At 69.9% G+C, this 15600-nt stretch carries 15 protein-coding genes; 9 read left to right on the forward strand and 6 right to left on the reverse strand.

From position 1 onward, the window contains the following. Positions 1-25 precede the first annotated feature (25 nt). The 6 genes from whiA to OHA21_RS48630 all read left to right on the forward strand — a co-directional run bounded on the left by whiA (position 26) and on the right by OHA21_RS48630 (position 5173). Complete coding sequence (gene whiA, locus OHA21_RS48605; RefSeq protein ID WP_328467296.1) at positions 26-1006, forward strand: DNA-binding protein WhiA; 981 nt, start codon at positions 26-28, stop codon at positions 1004-1006. Positions 1007-1365: 359 nt separating this feature from the next. Then, the gene (gene gap / locus OHA21_RS48610) at positions 1366-2367 is read left to right on the forward strand and encodes a type I glyceraldehyde-3-phosphate dehydrogenase (protein WP_328467298.1); all 1002 of its coding nucleotides are present in this window, start codon (positions 1366-1368) and stop codon (positions 2365-2367) included. Positions 2368-2375: 8 nt separating this feature from the next. Further along, the gene (locus tag OHA21_RS48615) at positions 2376-3572 is read left to right on the forward strand and encodes a phosphoglycerate kinase (protein ID WP_328467300.1); all 1197 of its coding nucleotides are present in this window, start codon (positions 2376-2378) and stop codon (positions 3570-3572) included. Then, the gene (gene tpiA / locus OHA21_RS48620) at positions 3572-4357 is read left to right on the forward strand and encodes a triose-phosphate isomerase (protein WP_328467302.1); all 786 of its coding nucleotides are present in this window, start codon (positions 3572-3574) and stop codon (positions 4355-4357) included. Before OHA21_RS48615 ends, tpiA begins: the two co-directional genes overlap by 1 nt. 101 nt (positions 4358-4458) lie before the next feature. Continuing rightward, complete coding sequence (gene secG, locus OHA21_RS48625; protein WP_328467304.1) at positions 4459-4713, forward strand: preprotein translocase subunit SecG; 255 nt, start codon at positions 4459-4461, stop codon at positions 4711-4713. Positions 4714-4831: 118 nt separating this feature from the next. Further along, entirely contained in the window at positions 4832-5173 is a 342-nt protein-coding gene (locus OHA21_RS48630) for an RNA polymerase-binding protein RbpA (RefSeq protein ID WP_328467306.1), read from the forward strand. 3 nt (positions 5174-5176) lie between these two features. Here OHA21_RS48630 and OHA21_RS48635 read toward each other — a convergent pair whose 3' ends face one another. From OHA21_RS48635 to tkt, 6 genes are all read right to left on the reverse strand, one after another. Next, positions 5177-5779, reverse strand: coding sequence for a GNAT family N-acetyltransferase (locus OHA21_RS48635; protein ID WP_328467308.1), 603 nt, complete (start codon positions 5777-5779; stop codon positions 5177-5179). Positions 5780-5788: 9 nt separating this feature from the next. Next, entirely contained in the window at positions 5789-6517 is a 729-nt protein-coding gene (gene pgl / locus OHA21_RS48640; protein WP_328467310.1) for a 6-phosphogluconolactonase, read from the reverse strand. A gap of 69 nt (positions 6518-6586) precedes the next feature. After that, positions 6587-7573, reverse strand: coding sequence for a glucose-6-phosphate dehydrogenase assembly protein OpcA (locus OHA21_RS48645; protein WP_328467312.1), 987 nt, complete (start codon positions 7571-7573; stop codon positions 6587-6589). Further along, positions 7570-9087, reverse strand: coding sequence for a glucose-6-phosphate dehydrogenase (gene zwf, locus OHA21_RS48650; RefSeq protein ID WP_328467314.1), 1518 nt, complete (start codon positions 9085-9087; stop codon positions 7570-7572). Before zwf ends, OHA21_RS48645 begins: the two co-directional genes overlap by 4 nt. A gap of 77 nt (positions 9088-9164) precedes the next feature. After that, positions 9165-10277 carry a transaldolase gene (gene tal / locus OHA21_RS48655; RefSeq protein WP_328467316.1) on the reverse strand — a complete coding sequence of 371 codons (1113 nt, stop codon included), beginning with the start codon at positions 10275-10277 and terminating at the stop codon, positions 9165-9167. A gap of 11 nt (positions 10278-10288) precedes the next feature. Continuing rightward, complete coding sequence (tkt, locus tag OHA21_RS48660; protein WP_442875216.1) at positions 10289-12328, reverse strand: transketolase; 2040 nt, start codon at positions 12326-12328, stop codon at positions 10289-10291. Positions 12329-12661: 333 nt separating this feature from the next. Between tkt and OHA21_RS48665 the strand changes: the two genes are divergently transcribed. The 3 genes from OHA21_RS48665 (at position 12662) to OHA21_RS48675 (ending at position 14984) form a co-directional block, all read left to right on the forward strand. Continuing rightward, positions 12662-13612, forward strand: a complete 951-nt coding sequence (locus OHA21_RS48665) for a heme o synthase (RefSeq protein WP_328467320.1) — start codon at positions 12662-12664, stop codon at positions 13610-13612. Between the two features lie 200 nt (positions 13613-13812). Further along, positions 13813-14106, forward strand: a complete 294-nt coding sequence (locus tag OHA21_RS48670; protein ID WP_328467322.1) for a hypothetical protein — start codon at positions 13813-13815, stop codon at positions 14104-14106. After that, the gene (locus OHA21_RS48675; RefSeq protein WP_328467324.1) at positions 14106-14984 is read left to right on the forward strand and encodes an ATP-grasp domain-containing protein; all 879 of its coding nucleotides are present in this window, start codon (positions 14106-14108) and stop codon (positions 14982-14984) included. Before OHA21_RS48670 ends, OHA21_RS48675 begins: the two co-directional genes overlap by 1 nt. The last annotated feature ends 616 nt before the right edge of the window (positions 14985-15600 follow it).

A 15600-nucleotide genomic window follows, 5' to 3' on the forward strand; every position in this document is an offset into this window, starting at 1 on the left:
AAGATCCGGCGCATGAGGTGACGTAATGGCGATGACGGCAGCGGTCAAGGACGAGCTGAGCCGGGTCGACGTGCCCAAGCCCTGCTGCCGGAGGGCCGAGATGGCGGCGCTGCTGCGGTTCGCGGGCGGGCTGCACATCGTTTCCGGCCGGGTGGTCGTGGAGGCGGAGCTGGACACCGGCGCGGTGGCCCGGCGGCTGCGGCGTGAGATCGCCGACGTCTACGGCTACCCCTCCGAGGTGCACGTCCTGGCCTCCGGCGGGCTGCGCAAGGGCAGCCACTACATCGTTCGCATCGTGAAGGACGGCGAGGTCCTGGCCCGGCAGACCGGCCTGCTTGACGTGCGTGGCCGCCCGGTGCGGGGCCTGCCGCAGCACGTGGTGAACGGCAACGTCTGCTGCTCGGTGGCGGCCTGGCGGGGCGCGTTCATGGCACACGGCTCGCTCACCGAGCCGGGCCGCTCCAGCGCCCTGGAGATCACCTGCCCGGGCCCGGAAGCGGCGCTGGCCCTGCGCGGCGCCGCGCGCCGCATCGGGATCACCGCGAAGGACCGCGAGGTACGCGGAGTCGACCGCGTCGTGATCAAGGACGGCGACGCGATCGCGGCGCTGCTCACCCGGGTCGGGGCGCACTCCAGCGTGCTCGCCTGGGAGGAGCGCCGGGTCCGCCGTGAGGTCCGGGCCACCGCCAACCGGCTGGCCAACTTCGACGACGCCAACCTGCGGCGTTCGGCCCGTGCGGCGGTCGCGGCCGCGGCCCGGGTCACCCGCGCCCTGGAGATCCTCGCCGACGACGCGCCCAACCACCTGACCTCGGCCGGCCGGCTGCGGCTGGAGCACCGGCAGGCCTCCCTGGAGGAGCTGGGCGCGCTGGCCGACCCGCCGCTGACCAAGGACGCCATCGCCGGCCGGATCCGGCGGCTGCTGGCGCTCGCCGACAAGCGGGCCCGCGATCTCGGGATTCCGGACACCGAGGCGGCCGTCACCCCGGAGATGATGGCCTGCTGACCGGCCTGCCGCAGGTCGCCGTACCCCGTTCGGTGTGACCTTCGGTTCTTGCCGGGCGGGACCAGATCGACAACGCTGAAGGCGGCAACGGCGCTGCCGGGGTGATCCGCTTTAGATAACGTTCAGGTCGCGGCCCCGCTGCTCCGCGGGTGCGCGGCCTCGGATAGGGTCACCAGTGACGGCGACGGTGCCGGCAGTTCGGCCGAACCCCCGCTGTGACGCCGCCAGCTCCCTGCTGCGGTGCTCTCGCTCCTTCGGGCGCGGCGGCCGGGCGCCCTTGTGCCAGCCCATCACATGGCCGGCATGCAGACCCCTCCGCCGGTCGCAGAATCCGGCGGACCGAAACGAGGAGACCACCTGTGACCATCCGGGTTGGCATCAACGGCTTCGGCCGTATCGGTCGTAACTTCTTCCGGGCGGTTCTCGCCTCCGGCGCCGACATCGAGATCGTCGGTGTGAACGACCTGACCGACAACGCCACTCTCGCCCACCTGCTGAAGTACGACAGCATCCTGGGCCGTCTGGGCCACGAGGTGAAGGCGACCGCCGACGAGATCACCGTCGGTGGCAAGACGTTCAAGGCGTTCGCCGAGCGCGACCCGAACAACCTGCCCTGGGGCGACCTGGGCGCGGACGTGGTGATCGAGTCGACCGGCTTCTTCACCGACGCCTCCAAGGCCAAGGCGCACATCGACAAGGGCGCCAAGAAGGTCATCATCTCGGCTCCGGCCAAGAACGAAGACATCACCATCGTGATGGGCGTCAACGACAACCTGTACGACGCCGCGCAGCACACGATCATCTCGAACGCTTCCTGCACCACCAACTGCCTCGCTCCGATGGCCAAGGTGCTGAACGACACGATCGGGATCGAAAAGGGTCTGATGACCACGATCCACGCGTACACCCAGGACCAGAACCTGCAGGACGGCCCGCACAAGGACCTGCGTCGCGCCCGCGCCGCCGCCCTGAACATCGTGCCGACCTCGACCGGCGCCGCGAAGGCCGTCAGCCTGGTGCTGCCGGAACTCAAGGGCAAGCTGGACGGCTTCGCGCTGCGGGTGCCGATCCCCACCGGCTCGGCCACCGACCTGACCTTCACCGCCGCCCGTGACACCACGGTCGAGGAGGTCAACGCCGCGATCAAGGCGGCCGCCGAGGGCGCGCTCAAGGGCATCCTGGTCTACACCGAGGACGACATCGTGTCGGCCGACATCGTCACCGACCCGGCGTCCTGCATCTTCGACGCCGGCCTGACCAAGGTCATCGGCGGCAACCAGGTCAAGGTCGTCGGCTGGTACGACAACGAGTGGGGCTACTCGAACCGCCTCGTCGACCTGGTCAAGCTGGTCGGGGCCTGAGCCTCATCATGAAGACTCTCGACGACCTGCTCGGCGAGGGTGTCTCGGGTCGGCGCGTGCTCGTGCGCGCCGACCTGAACGTCCCGTTCGACAAGGCGAACCCGGGTGTGATCAGCGACGACGGCCGTGCCCGCGCGGTGCTGCCGACCCTGATCGCGCTGCGTGACGCGGGCGCCCGCGTCATCGTGATGTCGCACCTCGGCCGCCCGAAGGGCGAGCCGGACCCCAAGTTCACCCTGCGCCCGGTCGCCACCCGGCTGGCCGAGCTGCTGGGCTCCTCGGTCGTCTTCGCGGACGACACGGTGGGCCCGGAGGCCACCCAGGCGGTCGCCGAGCTGCAGGACGGCCAGGTGCTGCTCCTGGAGAACCTGCGCTTCAACAAGGGCGAGACCTCGAAGGACGACGCCGAGCGCGGCGCTTTCGCGGACCAGCTCGCGGCCTTCGCCGACTTCTACGTGGACGACGCGTTCGGCGCGGTGCACCGCAAGCACGCCTCGGTGTACGACGTGGCGGCCCGTCTGCCGCACTACGCGGGTGGTCTCGTCCTCAAGGAGGTCGAGGTCCTCAAGCGGGTGTCGGACTCGCCGGAGCAGCCCTATGTGGTCGTGCTCGGCGGTTCGAAGGTCTCCGACAAGCTGGCCGTCATCCAGGCGCTGCTGCCGAAGGTCGACAAGCTCCTGGTCGGTGGCGGGATGTGCTTCACCTTCCTCAAGGCTCAGGGGCACGAGGTCGGCAAGTCGCTGCTCGAAGCCGAGATGATCGACACGTGCCGTGACCTGCTCGCGCAGGCCGACGGCCGGATCGTCCTGCCGGTGGACGTGGTCGCGGCGACGGAGTTCTCCGCCGATGCCGATCACGATATTTACGACATTTCGGATATTCCGGCTGATCGGCTGGGTCTGGACATCGGCCCGCGTTCGGTCGAGCTCTTCGCAGGCGCGATCGCCGGCGCGAAGACCGTGTTCTGGAACGGCCCGATGGGCGTCTTCGAGCTCGCCCCGTTCGCTGCGGGCACCCGCGGCGTCGCCGAGGCGATCACCAAGATCGACGGCTTCTCGGTCGTCGGCGGCGGTGACTCGGCCGCGGCGGTCCGCACCCTGGGCCTGGACGAGTCCGCGTTCGGCCACATCTCCACCGGCGGGGGCGCGTCCCTGGAGTACCTCGAAGGCAAGACGCTGCCGGGCGTCGCCGCACTGGAGAATTGATGACGACCCGTAAGCCGATCATTGCCGGCAACTGGAAGATGAACCTCAACCACTTCGAGGCCAATCTGCTGGTCCAGAAGCTGGCGGCGAGCCTGAGCCCGGAGCAGCTGGACGCCGTGGAGACGGTCGTCCTGCCGCCGTTCACCGACCTGCGCACCGTGCAGACCGCGGTCGACGGCGACAAGCTGGCCATCGCGTACGGCGCGCAGGACATCTCGCAGCACGCGTCCGGCGCGTACACCGGGGAGATCTCCGGCGCCATGCTCGCCAAGCTGGGCTGCACCTACGTGGTGATCGGGCACTCCGAGCGCCGCGAGTACCACAACGAGAGCGACGAGCTGATCAACGCGAAGATCAAGGCGGCCTTCGCGGCCGGCCTGACCCCGATCTTCTGCGTCGGCGAGGGCCTGTCGGTCCGCGAGGAGTCGGCGCACGTCGGCCACTGCACCGCGCAGGTCGACGCGGGCCTCGACGGGCTCAAGGAAGACCAGATCAAGCAGATCGTCATCGCGTACGAGCCGGTCTGGGCGATCGGCACCGGCAAGACCGCGACGCCGGACGACGCGCAGGAGGTCTGCGGGGAGATCCGCGCCCGGCTCGCCGAGAAGTTCGGCGCCGAGGTGGCCGAGGCGGTCCGGATCCAGTACGGCGGCTCGGTCAAGGCGGCCAACATCGCCTCGATCATGTCCCAGCCGGACGTGGACGGCGCCCTGGTCGGCGGCGCGAGCCTGGACGCCGAGGAGTTCGCGTCCATCGTGCGCTTCCCGGAGCACGTCGCGCGCTGAGCTCGCTCGGATGAACACCCCGTGTGCCCGGTCGCCCCGTGCGGCCGGGCACCGGCTATTGTGGGACGGCTGCCTGTCCCCTGAGAGGAATGAACCCGACCATGCCGATCGAGTTCGCTTACACGTTGATCGTGTTGCTGATCATCACCAGCATCCTGCTGACGCTGCTGATCCTGCTGCACCGGGGTAAGGGCGGCGGCATGTCCAGCATGTTCGGCGGCGGCGTGACCTCCAGCCTGGCCGGTTCCTCGGTGGCGGAGAAGAACCTGGACCGCTACACCGTTCTGGTGGGCATCATCTGGTTCGCCTGCATTGTCGGGCTTGGCTTCTGGCTCAAACTTGCGGTGGGTTCCTGACAGCCACCGGTAGTCGTACAATCTGCCGCGCGGCCGGTTTTTCCGGCCGCGCGGTTTTTTGTTCCCGCCGTCCGATTCGACGGCTCCTGAGAGGCCCCTCGAGACAGGAGTGACGTCCGTGTCCAGTGGCAGCGCTATCCGCGGCAGTCGCGTCGGGTCCAGCCCGATGCGCCCCGACGAGCGCAGCGAACCCGCACCGCGCCGGCAGATCACGTATTTCTGCGCGGCCGGTCATGACAGCCAGATCTGGTTCGCGGCCGAGGCCGCGGCACCGGATCACTGGGATTGCCCCCGGTGCGGTCAGCCGGCCGGGCTCGACCGGTCCAACCCGCCCGGGCGGTTGCGTACCGAACCGTACAAGTCGCATCTCGCGTACGTGAAAGAACGTCGCTCCGAGGCGGACGCGGCGGCTATCCTGGCCGAGGCGCTGGCCAAAGTGCGGCGGCGCCGCGGCGAGTAGACCTCAGAGCGGGCCGGTGTCCCGGCCCAGATAGAGCGCGCCGGCATCCGGGACCGCCAGGTCCCGGAAGCCGAGCCGTTGGTAGAAGGCGTAGGCGCCGTGGTTGTCCGGCGCCATCCCGAGATGCACCCGGGGTACGCCGGCCGCGCGCAGACCGTCCAGGAACGCGGCCATCAGGCCGCGGCCCTGCCCCCTGCCCTGCCACTCCGGCAGCAGGTCGATGTGCAGGTGCGCCGGGTAGTCGGCCAGTTCGGGCAGCAGCATCCGCTCCGGGTCCCGGTGCAGGCCGAGCATCCCCTCGTCACGCGGATCGCCGTCCGGGTAGCGGCCCTCGGTCGCCGGGAGCCACTCGGCGCGGTACCACTTCACGAACGCGGCCGTGTCCGCGGTGCCGAGGATGTAGCCGACCGCGTTGCCCGCGCCGTCGTCGAGAACGTGCGCGTGCTGCGGCTCATGAGTCACGTAGGGCACCGCCCAGATGTCGCCGAGCAGGCGGTCCGAGCTGTGCGCGCCGCGAGCGTCACCGCCCGCGGCGCCGGTGCGCACGCAGATGTCGTAGATGGCGTCGAGATCGGCCGGCCGGTAGGCGCGAATGATGGGTTGCACGGCGCGATTCTAGGGCTGGGTGGGCACCTCGGCCGCGGCCGCGCGGTCCAGCAGCCAGAGCGTTTTGCGTACGCCCGTCGCGTTCCTCGCCGGCAGCGACCCACCGGCCAGCACGGTGCCGATCGGGGCGGCCTTGTCCGGCCCGGCCGCGATCAGCCACACCTCCTCGGCGCTCTGGATCGTCGACAGGGTCAGCGTGACCCGGGTCGGCGGCGGCTTCGGGCTGTCGTGCACCGCGGCCGTCGCACCGGACTCCTGCAGCACCGGGTGCTCCGGGAAGAGCGACGCCACATGACCGTCCTCGCCGACGCCGAGCATCAGCACATCGAAGCGGGGGAGCGGAGTGCCCAGCTCGTCCGCGTACCGGGCGGCGGCCGCCACCGCGTCCTCGCCGTCCGGCCCGTCGGAGGCCGGCATCGCGTGCACCCGAGCCGGGTCCAGCGGCAGCTTGTCCAGCAGGGCCTCGCGGGCCTGGGTCTCGTTGCGGTCCGGGTCGCCGGACGGCAGGAAACGCTCGTCGCCCCACCACAGGTCCACTCGCGACCAGTCGATCGCGGCGGAGGCCGGCAGTTCGCGGACGGCGCGCAACACCTTCGCGGCGACCCGGCCGCCGGTCAGGACCACGCTCGCCGAACCGTGCACCGCCTGGGCGTCCAGGATCTTGATGGACAGCCGAGCCGCCACCGTGGACGCCAGGATGTCGGCGTCCGGTACCACCACGACCACGGTCTCACTCACAGCGTTCTCTCCTTAGTGCAGGGCCGCCCGCCGCAGTGCGGCGGGCGGCCCTTTCGTCATCTCAGGGGATCAGGCGACCGAACTGGCGGCCCGGGCGGCCAGCGCCGGGTCCTTCCAGACGTGTACGCGCATCGGCGCGCGGTGCTCCAGATCGGGCACCCCGGCCATGGCGCCGAGCGCCTCCGCGTAGATCTGGTCGGCGTCCAGCCGGCGCAGCTCCTCGGCGAGCTCGTCGCCGACCGGCCGCTTCGGCAGCGGCATGTACCGGTCCTCCTGGCCGGTCCGGCTGAACAGCGCCGTGCCCTCCTCACGGGTGACCCGGACGCAGTCGCCGTTCGCGCACTGCAGCTCCACCGAGTGCATCCGGGGCGCCCGGTCGGTGTGCTCCAGCACCGGCTCGATGCCGAGGCGGGACTTGAGCCAGCCGAGCATCAGCCAGGCCGTCGGGTCCTTCTCCGGCGCGACGATCCGGGCGCCGATGACCTGCGCCTCGGCGCTGTCGAAGGCGCCGGCGACCAGGGTCCGCCACAGCGTGATCCGGGTCCAGGTCAGGTCGGTGTCGCCGGGGGCGTAGTCGACCGCCCGCTGCTTCAGCGCCGCGACCGGGTCGGGGGCCTGCGCGGAGTCGGTGATCCGCCGGTCCGCCACGACGCCCAGGAAGTCGTTGGCGATCATGTTCGGCGGCTCCTCGTGCCACCACGTGACGACCGGGACGTCCGGCGCGAGCAGCGGCATCACCACCGACTCGGCGTGCAGGGCGAGCCGCCCGTACATCCGCATGACGACCGCCTCGGCCGGGCCGAGCCGCCCGCCCACCACGATCTCGGCGTCCAGCCGGCTGCGGCCGTCCAGATCGGAGCGGACCACGATGAGCAGCCGGCAGGGGTGCGCGGCGGCGGCGATGGTGGCCGCCGCCTCGGCCTCGCGGACCTTCTTCTCCTCGACCACCGAGACCAGCGTGAGCGCCAGGCCGGAGGCCACGCCACCGGCACTGCGCCGTTCCGCGGCGAGCGCCTTCACTACCTCGTTACCGGTGGTGTCCCACAGTCCGATCATGCTCGCCTCCAGGCACGGCCCTCGCGCGCCAGCATCTCGTCGGAGGCCCGCGGCCCCCACTCACCGGCCCGGTACGGCTCCGGGGTGGTGCCCGCCCAGGCGGCCTCCAGCGGGTCGATGACCCGCCAGGACTGCTCCACCTCGGCGGCGTCCGGGAACAGCGTCCGGTCGCCGATCAGGACGTCCAGCACGAGCCGCTCGTACGCCTCCGGGCTGGACTCGGTGAACGCCTCGCCGTACTGGAAGTCCATCGCGATGTCGCGGACCTCCATCGAGGTGCCCGGCACCTTCGAGCCGAACTTGAGCACCACGCCCTCGTCCGGCTGCACCCGGATGACCAGCTGGTTGTGGCCGAGCATCTCCACGTCGGCCGGGTCGAACGGCAGGTGCGGTGCCTGCTTGAAGAGGATCGCGATCTCGGTGACCCGGCGCGGCATCCGCTTGCCGACCCGCACGTAGAACGGGACGCCGGCCCAGCGCCGGTTCTGGATGCCGAGGCGGACCGCTGCGTACGTCTCGGTGGTGGAGTCGGCCGGGATGTTGGCCTCCTCCAGATAGCCGGGAGCGCGCTCACCGGCCACCCAGCCAGGCAGATACTGCCCGCGGACGGAACCGGTAGAGATGTCGGCCGGCAGGCTGATCGCCTTGAGCACCTTGAGCTTCTCCGCGCGGACCTCCTGCGGGTCGAAGCTCGTCGGCTCTTCCATCCCGACCAGGGCGAGCAGCTGCAACAGGTGGTTCTGCAGCACGTCGCGGGCGGCGCCGGAGGCGTCGTAGAAGGCGGCCCGGGTGCCGATGCCGACGTCCTCGGCCATGGTGATCTGGACACTGTCCACGTACTTCGAGTTCCACACCGGCTCGAACAGGCTGTTCGCGAAGCGCAGGGCCAGAATGTTCTGGACCGTCTCCTTGCCCAGGTAGTGGTCGATCCGGAAGACGTCCTGCGGGGTGAAGACGTCGTCGACCAGCTGGTTGAGCTGCACGGCGCTCTGGTAGTCGTGGCCGAACGGCTTCTCCACCACGACCCGGCGCCAGCCGCCGGACTTCGTGCTGTCGGCCATCCCGGTGCGGTTGAGCTGGTTGAGCACCAGCGGGAACGCGGCGGGCGGGATGGAGAAGTAGAAGGCAGCGTGGCCGGAGATGCCGTTGCGCTCTTTCAGCTCGTCCAGCGTGGCCGCGAGATTGTCGAAGGCGGCGTCGTCGTCGAACGAGCCGGGAATGAAGTGGAACTGGCTGTTCAGCCGCTGCCAGACGTCCTCGCGCCACGGGGTGCGGGCGCCCTTCTTGGCGGCGGCGTACGCGAGCGATTCGAAGTCGCCCTCGCCCCAGTCCTGACGGGCGAAGCCGACAACCACGAAACCGGGCGGCAGCAGACCACGGTTGGCCAGGTCGTACACGGCCGGGATGAGCTTCTTACGGGACAGGTCACCGGTGACCCCGAAGATCACCAGAGCGCAGGGCTCCGGGATCCGCGGTAGCCGTCGGTCCTGTGCGGTACGCAGCGGATTACCCACGTTGTCATCCTGCCAGTTTTTCCGGAACCGAGCGGCCTGTCGCGAAGTGTTCCGCGACAGGCCGCACCAGGTTCTTGTCAGACGCCGGTTCCGGCCTTCAGGGACTTCCCTACGCCGTCGAGGAGCTCCTTCCAGCTGGCCTCGAACTTCTCGACGCCCTCCTCCTCGAGGACCTTGACCGCGTCGTCGAAGTCGACGCCGACCGCGGCCAGGTCCGCGAAGACCTTGCGGGCGTGCTCGTAGTTGCCGGTGATGGTGTCGCCCTTGGTCTCGCCGTGGTCCGCGTACGCCACGATGACCGACTCCGGCATGGTGTTGACCGTGCCGGGCGCGATCAGCTCCTCGACGTAGATGGTGTCGCGGAACTCCGGGCTCTTGGTCGACGTGGACGCCCAGAGCGGGCGCTGCGGCTGGGCGCCGGCCGAGGCCAGGGCCTTCCAGCGGTCGCCGCCGAAGACCTCCTCGTACGCCTCGTACGCCAGCCGGGCGTTGGCGATCGCGGCCTTGCCCTTGAGCGCCTTCGCCTCGTCCGTACCGATCTTGTCGAGCCGCTTGTCCACCTCGGTGTCCACGCGGGAGACGAAGAAGGACGCCACCGAGCCGATCTTGGACAGGTCGTGGCCGTTCGCCTTCGCCTGCTCCAGACCGGACAGGAACGCGTCCATGACCGCGCGGTAGCGCTCGAGCGAGAAGATCAGCGTGACGTTGACGCTGATGCCCGCGGCGAGCGTGGCGGTGATGGCGGGCAGCCCGCCCATCGTCGCCGGGATCTTGATGTACAGGTTCTCCCGATCGACCAGCCACCAGAGCGTCTTCGCCTCGGCGACGGTGGCCTCGGCCTCGTGCGCCTTGCGCGGGTCGACCTCGATCGAGACCCGGCCGTCGACGCCACCGGACCGGTCGTACTCCGGCCGCTGGACGTCGCACGCCCAGCGGACGTCCTTGGCGGTCATCAGGCGGACGGCCTCCTCGACCGTCACCTTCTGCGCCGCCAGGTCACGGACCTGCTCGTCGTACGCGTCCGCGTCGGACAGCGCCTTCTGGAAGATGCTCGGGTTCGTGGTCACCCCGACCACGTGCTGCTCGGTGCGCATCTTGTCCAGCGAACCGCTGGTGAGGCGCACCCGGGAGAGATCGTCGAGCCACACCGCGACGCCCGCGGCGGAGAGCTCGGCCAGCCTGTCGGTCATGGTTTGTCTCCTCAGTTTCCGGTCTTGTGACCGGTGATCTCGCCAACCTTGGCCAGGCTGGCATTGGCCTTCGCAACGACGTTGTCGGCGGTGAAGCCGAACTGCTCGAACAGGATCTTCGCCGGGGCGCTGGCGCCGTAGTGCTCGATGCTGACCGCCTCGCCGGCGTCACCGAGGATGCGGTCCCAGCTCATCCGGATGCCGGCCTCGACGGAGACCCGGGCCTTCACCCCGTGCGGCAGGACCTGCTGCTGGTACGCGGTGTCCTGCTGGAAGAACCACTCCTGGCAGGGCATCGAGACGACGCGGGTCGGGGTGCCCTGGGCCTCCAGGCGCTCCTGCGCGGTCAGCGCGATCGACACCTCGGAGCCGCTGGCGATCAGGATGACCTGCGGGGTGCCGCTGGACGCCTCGGACAGGATGTAACCGCCCCGGAGGGTGCCCTCGGCCGACGCGTACTTCGAGCGGTCGATCGTCGGCAGGTTCTGCCGGGACAGCGCCAGCGCGGTCGGCCGGTCGGTGTGCTCGAGGGCGCCGCGCCAGGCCCACGCGGTCTCGTTGGCGTCGGCCGGGCGGACGACGTCGAGGCCGACGATGGCGCGCAGGGCGGTCAGCGTCTCGATCGGCTGGTGCGTCGGGCCGTCCTCGCCGAGACCGATCGAGTCGTGCGTCCACACGAAGATGACCGGCAGCTTCATCAGCGCGGAGAGGCGTACCGCGCCGCGCATGTAGTCGCTGAAGACCAGGAACGTGCCACCGTACGGACGGGTGCGCCCGTCCGCCGCGATGCCGTTGAGGATCGAGCCCATGCCGTGCTCGCGGATACCGAAGTGCAGGGTCCGGCCGTACTCGTGGCCGGGGAACTCCTTGGTCGCGTACTCCGCCGGGATGAACGACGGCTCACCCTTCATGGTGGTGTTGTTGCTCTCCGCCAGGTCGGCGGAGCCACCCCACAGCTCGGGCAGGACCGGGGCCAGCGCCTCCAGGATCTTGCCGGACGCGGCCCGGGTGGCCAGGCCCTTCTCGTCGGCCGGGAACTCGGGCAGCGCCTGGTGCCAGCCGTCCGGCAGGGTCTTGCTGGAGAGCCGGTCGAAGAGCGCCTTGGCCTCGGTGTTGCCGGTGGCCCAGGCGTCGAAGCCCTTCTGCCACTCTGCGCGGGCCGCCTTGCCCCGCTCGACGACCTGCTGCGCGTGCTTGACGACCTCGTCCTCGATGGCGAACGGCTCGTCGGCGAAGCCGAGCAGCTTCTTGGTGGCGGTGATCTCGTCGGCGCCCAGCGCAGAACCGTGGATCTTGCCGGTGTTCTGCTTCTTCGGCGCCGGCCAGCCGATGATCGTCTTGAGGACGATGAACGACGGCTTGTCGGTCACCGCCTTGGCGGCCTGGATCGCGTTCCAGAGCGCCTCGACGTCCTCCGCGTACTCACCCTCGCCGCGCCAGGCCACCGTCTGGACATGCCAGCCGTACGCCGCGTAGCGCGCGCCGACGTCCTCGTTCTTGGCGATCCGGGTGTCGTCCTCGATGGAGATCTCGTTGTCGTCGTAGATCACGACGAGGTTGCCGAGCTTCTGCACCGCGGCGATCGCGCTCGACTCGTGGCTCACGCCCTCCTCGATGTCGCCGTCCGAGGCGATCGAGTAGACGTAGTGGTCGAACGGCGACTGACCGGCCGCCGCCTCCGGGTCGAACAGGCCGCGCTGGCGACGCGCCGACATGGCCATGCCGACCGCGTTGCCGATGCCCTGGCCGAGCGGCCCGGTGGTGATCTCGACGCCGGGGGTGTGCCCGTACTCCGGGTGACCCGGGGTCAGGGAGTCCCACTGACGCAGTGACTTGAGGTCATCGAGCGACAGGCTGTAACCATTGAGGAACAACTGAATGTAGAGGGTGAGGCTGGAGTGACCACAGGACAACACGAAGCGGTCGCGTCCCGCCCACTCCGGATCCGTCGGGTCGTGCCGCATCACGCGGTTGAACAGCAGGTAGGCGGCCGGGGCCAGGCTCATGGCCGTACCGGGGTGGCCGTTGCCGGCCTTCTCCACGGCGTCCATGGCCAGCACCCGGGTCGTGTCCACCGCCTTGCGGTCGAGGTCGGACCAGTTGAGAGCGGGATCTGTGGCAGCCACGTCGGTTGTGCTCCTCGGGCAAAATTATGGAACCCTTTTCGGCTTGACCCTATCCAGTCGGGCTAAACACGTGCGCAGTGAACGCCTTAGGCACATACGCTGTGAGCGGACAGGCCGGTTCAGACGGTGTGACCGTCTGCACCCGTGCTGGGTGCGCCGAGCAGCGGAGACGGCTGCGCGTACGCTGTCCGGGCGGGCCGCCGGGTGGATCCCTGGTTACGGCCGCGAGTCGAAGCCGATGCCGGAAGGTGGCTGTCCGTGAGCATGATCACCGAGCGTCCCGTCCCCGGACGGCCGCCCGGCGTGGCGGAGCGTGCGCCACGTGTCGAAACTCGACGCAATCGGGCTGCGGTGTTCCGCGCCTATCTGGCTCTGACGAAGCCGGCGATCGTCGAGCTCCTGCTGGTCACCACCGTGCCGACGATGATGCTCGCGGCCGGCGGCTGGCCGGACCCGCTGACGTTCTTCGTGGTCCTGGTGGGTGGCGCCCTGGCGGGCGGCGCGGCGAGCGCGCTGAACTGCTACATCGACCGCGACATCGATCAGCTGATGCGGCGGACGAAACGGCGCCCGCTGCCGGCCCACGAGATGACCCCGCGGGCGGTGCTCGTCTTCGGTCTCACGCTCGCCGTGATCTCGATCGTGTTGATGGCGGCGTTCACCAACTGGCTGGCGACCGCGCTCACCGCGGCGTCGATCTTCTACTACGACGTCGTCTACACGATGTGGTTGAAGCGGCGAACCCCGGCGAACACCTTCTGGGGTGGCGTCTGCGGCGCGGCGCCGGTGATCATCGGCTGGGCCGCGGTGACCGGCACCATCGCCCCGATGGGATGGGCGCTTTTTGCGGTTGTCTTCTTTTGGCAGATGCCGCACTTCTATGCGCTCGCGGTGAAGTACAAGGACGACTATGCGCGGGCCGGCATTCCGATGCTGCCCGTCGTGCGCTCCATGGAGCGGGTGAACTTCGAGATCCTGATCTACACGGTGCTCACCGTGGCGGTGTCCCTGGTGGCCTGGCCGCTCGGGCTCGGACCGATCTACGGCGTCACCGCACTCGTGATGGGCGGCGTCTTCCTGGGCGAGGCGATCCGGCTGGTCTACCGGGCCAAGGTGGGCCGCCCGATCATGCCGATGCGGCTGTTCCACCTGTCGATCACGTACCTCACCGTGGTCTTCATGGCTGTCGCGGTTGACGCTCTGGTCTGACGGCGTCGCACAGGATGCCCGGATTGTGGTCAGTGTCAGTCACTGTCCGTCACTCGAAGGGTTGATTGTCGGGCGCAGCGCAATTCGGACGTTATCGGCGCATAACAATGCGTCATCCGTTGAAACGCGCAGGTAATTGGAGTCACAAAAAGGCGACGGAGGGCCCCCTAGCACAGGGCTGACTGCTTAGGCTTCGATCCATGGCAGAAGGTTCCGTTACGACACTGACCTCCGACATCAAGTCTTTCGCCGCCGAGCACGGCGGTGCGAAGGCGGTGGTGGAGTACGTCGGTAAGCGCGGCGCCCGCATCGTCCTCGTCGGTGAGGACGGCGAGTGGTCCGACCAGTTCGCCCAGGACACCAACCAGGCCCGCACGGCCTGCCAGCACGCCGGTGTCGAGGTGGAGAACGAGTGGGAGCGCGAGCTTCTCGAGCAGATGCGACCCAGCAACGACCTGTGGCGTTCCATGGCTCGCCGGAGCATGGCCCGCTAGTGAGTTCCGAATTTCGGGTGGCCCTGGTTACCTGCGCCACCTTTCCCGACCTCTGGGACGACGATCACCCCTTGCGTGACGCGCTGCGCGAGCGCGGGGTGATCGTCGAGGCGGTCCGCTGGGACGACGCCGACGCGGACTGGTCCCGGTACGACCTGACGGTCATCCGCTCCCCGTGGGACTATGTGGCCCGCCGCGACGCCTTCGTCGACTGGGCCCGCCGCGTGCCACGCCTGGCCAACCCGGCCGACATCATCGCGTGGAACACCGACAAGCGTTATCTGAGCGACCTCGCCGCGGCCGGCATCCCGGCCATCCCGACCGAGTTCATCGGCCCCGGTGAGACGTGGACGGCGCCGGCCGAGGGCGAGTGGGTGGTCAAGCCGACGATCAGCGCCGGCAGCCAGGACACCGGCCGCTACACGCTGCCGGCCCAGAGCGCTCTCGCCGAGGCCCACGTCGCGCGCCTCACCACCGCCGGCCGCACCGCGATGATCCAGCCGTACCTTGCCGCGGTCGACACGGCCGGCGAGACCGCCGTCCTCTGCACCCCTGACGCGGCCGGCGAGCTGACCTTCAGCCACGGCATCCGCAAGGGCGCCATGCTCAACGCCCCCGGCGAGGGCGCCAAGGACGCCGGCGACGAGAACATCAGCCCGCGCACCCCGTCACCCGCCGAGCTGGACCTCGCCGCACGCGTCCTGGCCGCGGTCCCCGGCGGTGCCAAGCGCCTCCTCTACGCCCGCGTCGACATGATTCCGGGCCCGGACGGCTCGCCGCTGCTCATCGAACTCGAGCTCACCGAGCCCTCGCTCTTCCTGCGCACCGCGCCCGGCGCCGCCGCCCGCCTGGCCGACGCCATCCTCACCCGCCTCTGACGCCCCACCCCGAGACAACTCGTCGGCCGTCGCGGTCGCGCGTCGGCCTGAATTCCACCCCCTCCCCGGTACGCGCGACGCCGCTCCGCCGACCTACACCGTCCCGCCGCACGACGCGATCACCAGCCCGCTCCAGGCCGCCCGGCGCCCGCCGGGCTCATGCAGGTGGCCGGCCGGGCCGCCCTTGGCCGGCCGTCGCGCAGTGCTTCTGCTCTCTCGGCAGCGCTCGCCGTCAGCCGCCACGCAGGGCTGACGCCGAGCGCTGCTTCGCGCCGCCGGAGGCGACGCTGGCGGTCAGCTGGTTTGCTCGGCTGACGCCGAGTGCTGCTTCGCGCCGGCGGAGGCGACATTGGCGGTCAGCTGGTTTGCTCGGCTGACGCCGAGTGCTGCTTCGCGCGGCGGGAGGCGACATTGGCGGTCAGCTGGTTTGCTCGGCTGACGCCGAGTGCTGCTTCGCGCCGGCGGAGGCGACGCTGGCGGTCAGCTGGTTTGCTCGGCTGACGCCGAGTGCTGCTTTGCGTCGCCAAGGAGCGGTCCGGGGTTGTGAGAGTGGGCGCCTGCATCAGCCCGGCGGCCGCCGGGCGGCCTGGAGCGGGCAAGTGATCGCGTCGTGCGG

The sequence above is a fragment of the Actinoplanes sp. NBC_00393 genome, from assembly GCF_036053395.1.
Classification (GTDB): Bacteria; Actinomycetota; Actinomycetes; order Mycobacteriales; family Micromonosporaceae; genus Actinoplanes.

Coding starts and splice junctions, on each gene's coding strand:
- tpiA (WP_328467302.1), top strand. CDS start 3,572: ATGACGACCCGTAAGCCGATCATTGCCGGCAACTGGAAGATGAACCTC.
- whiA (WP_328467296.1), top strand. CDS start 26: ATGGCGATGACGGCAGCGGTCAAGGACGAGCTGAGCCGGGTCGACGTG.
- OHA21_RS48670 (WP_328467322.1), top strand. CDS start 13,813: ATGGCAGAAGGTTCCGTTACGACACTGACCTCCGACATCAAGTCTTTC.
- tkt (WP_442875216.1), bottom strand. CDS start 12,328: ATGGACGCCGTGGAGAAGGCCGGCAACGGCCACCCCGGTACGGCCATG.
- OHA21_RS48645 (WP_328467312.1), bottom strand. CDS start 7,573: ATGATCGGACTGTGGGACACCACCGGTAACGAGGTAGTGAAGGCGCTC.
- OHA21_RS48615 (WP_328467300.1), top strand. CDS start 2,376: ATGAAGACTCTCGACGACCTGCTCGGCGAGGGTGTCTCGGGTCGGCGC.
- tal (WP_328467316.1), bottom strand. CDS start 10,277: ATGACCGACAGGCTGGCCGAGCTCTCCGCCGCGGGCGTCGCGGTGTGG.
- secG (WP_328467304.1), top strand. CDS start 4,459: ATGCCGATCGAGTTCGCTTACACGTTGATCGTGTTGCTGATCATCACC.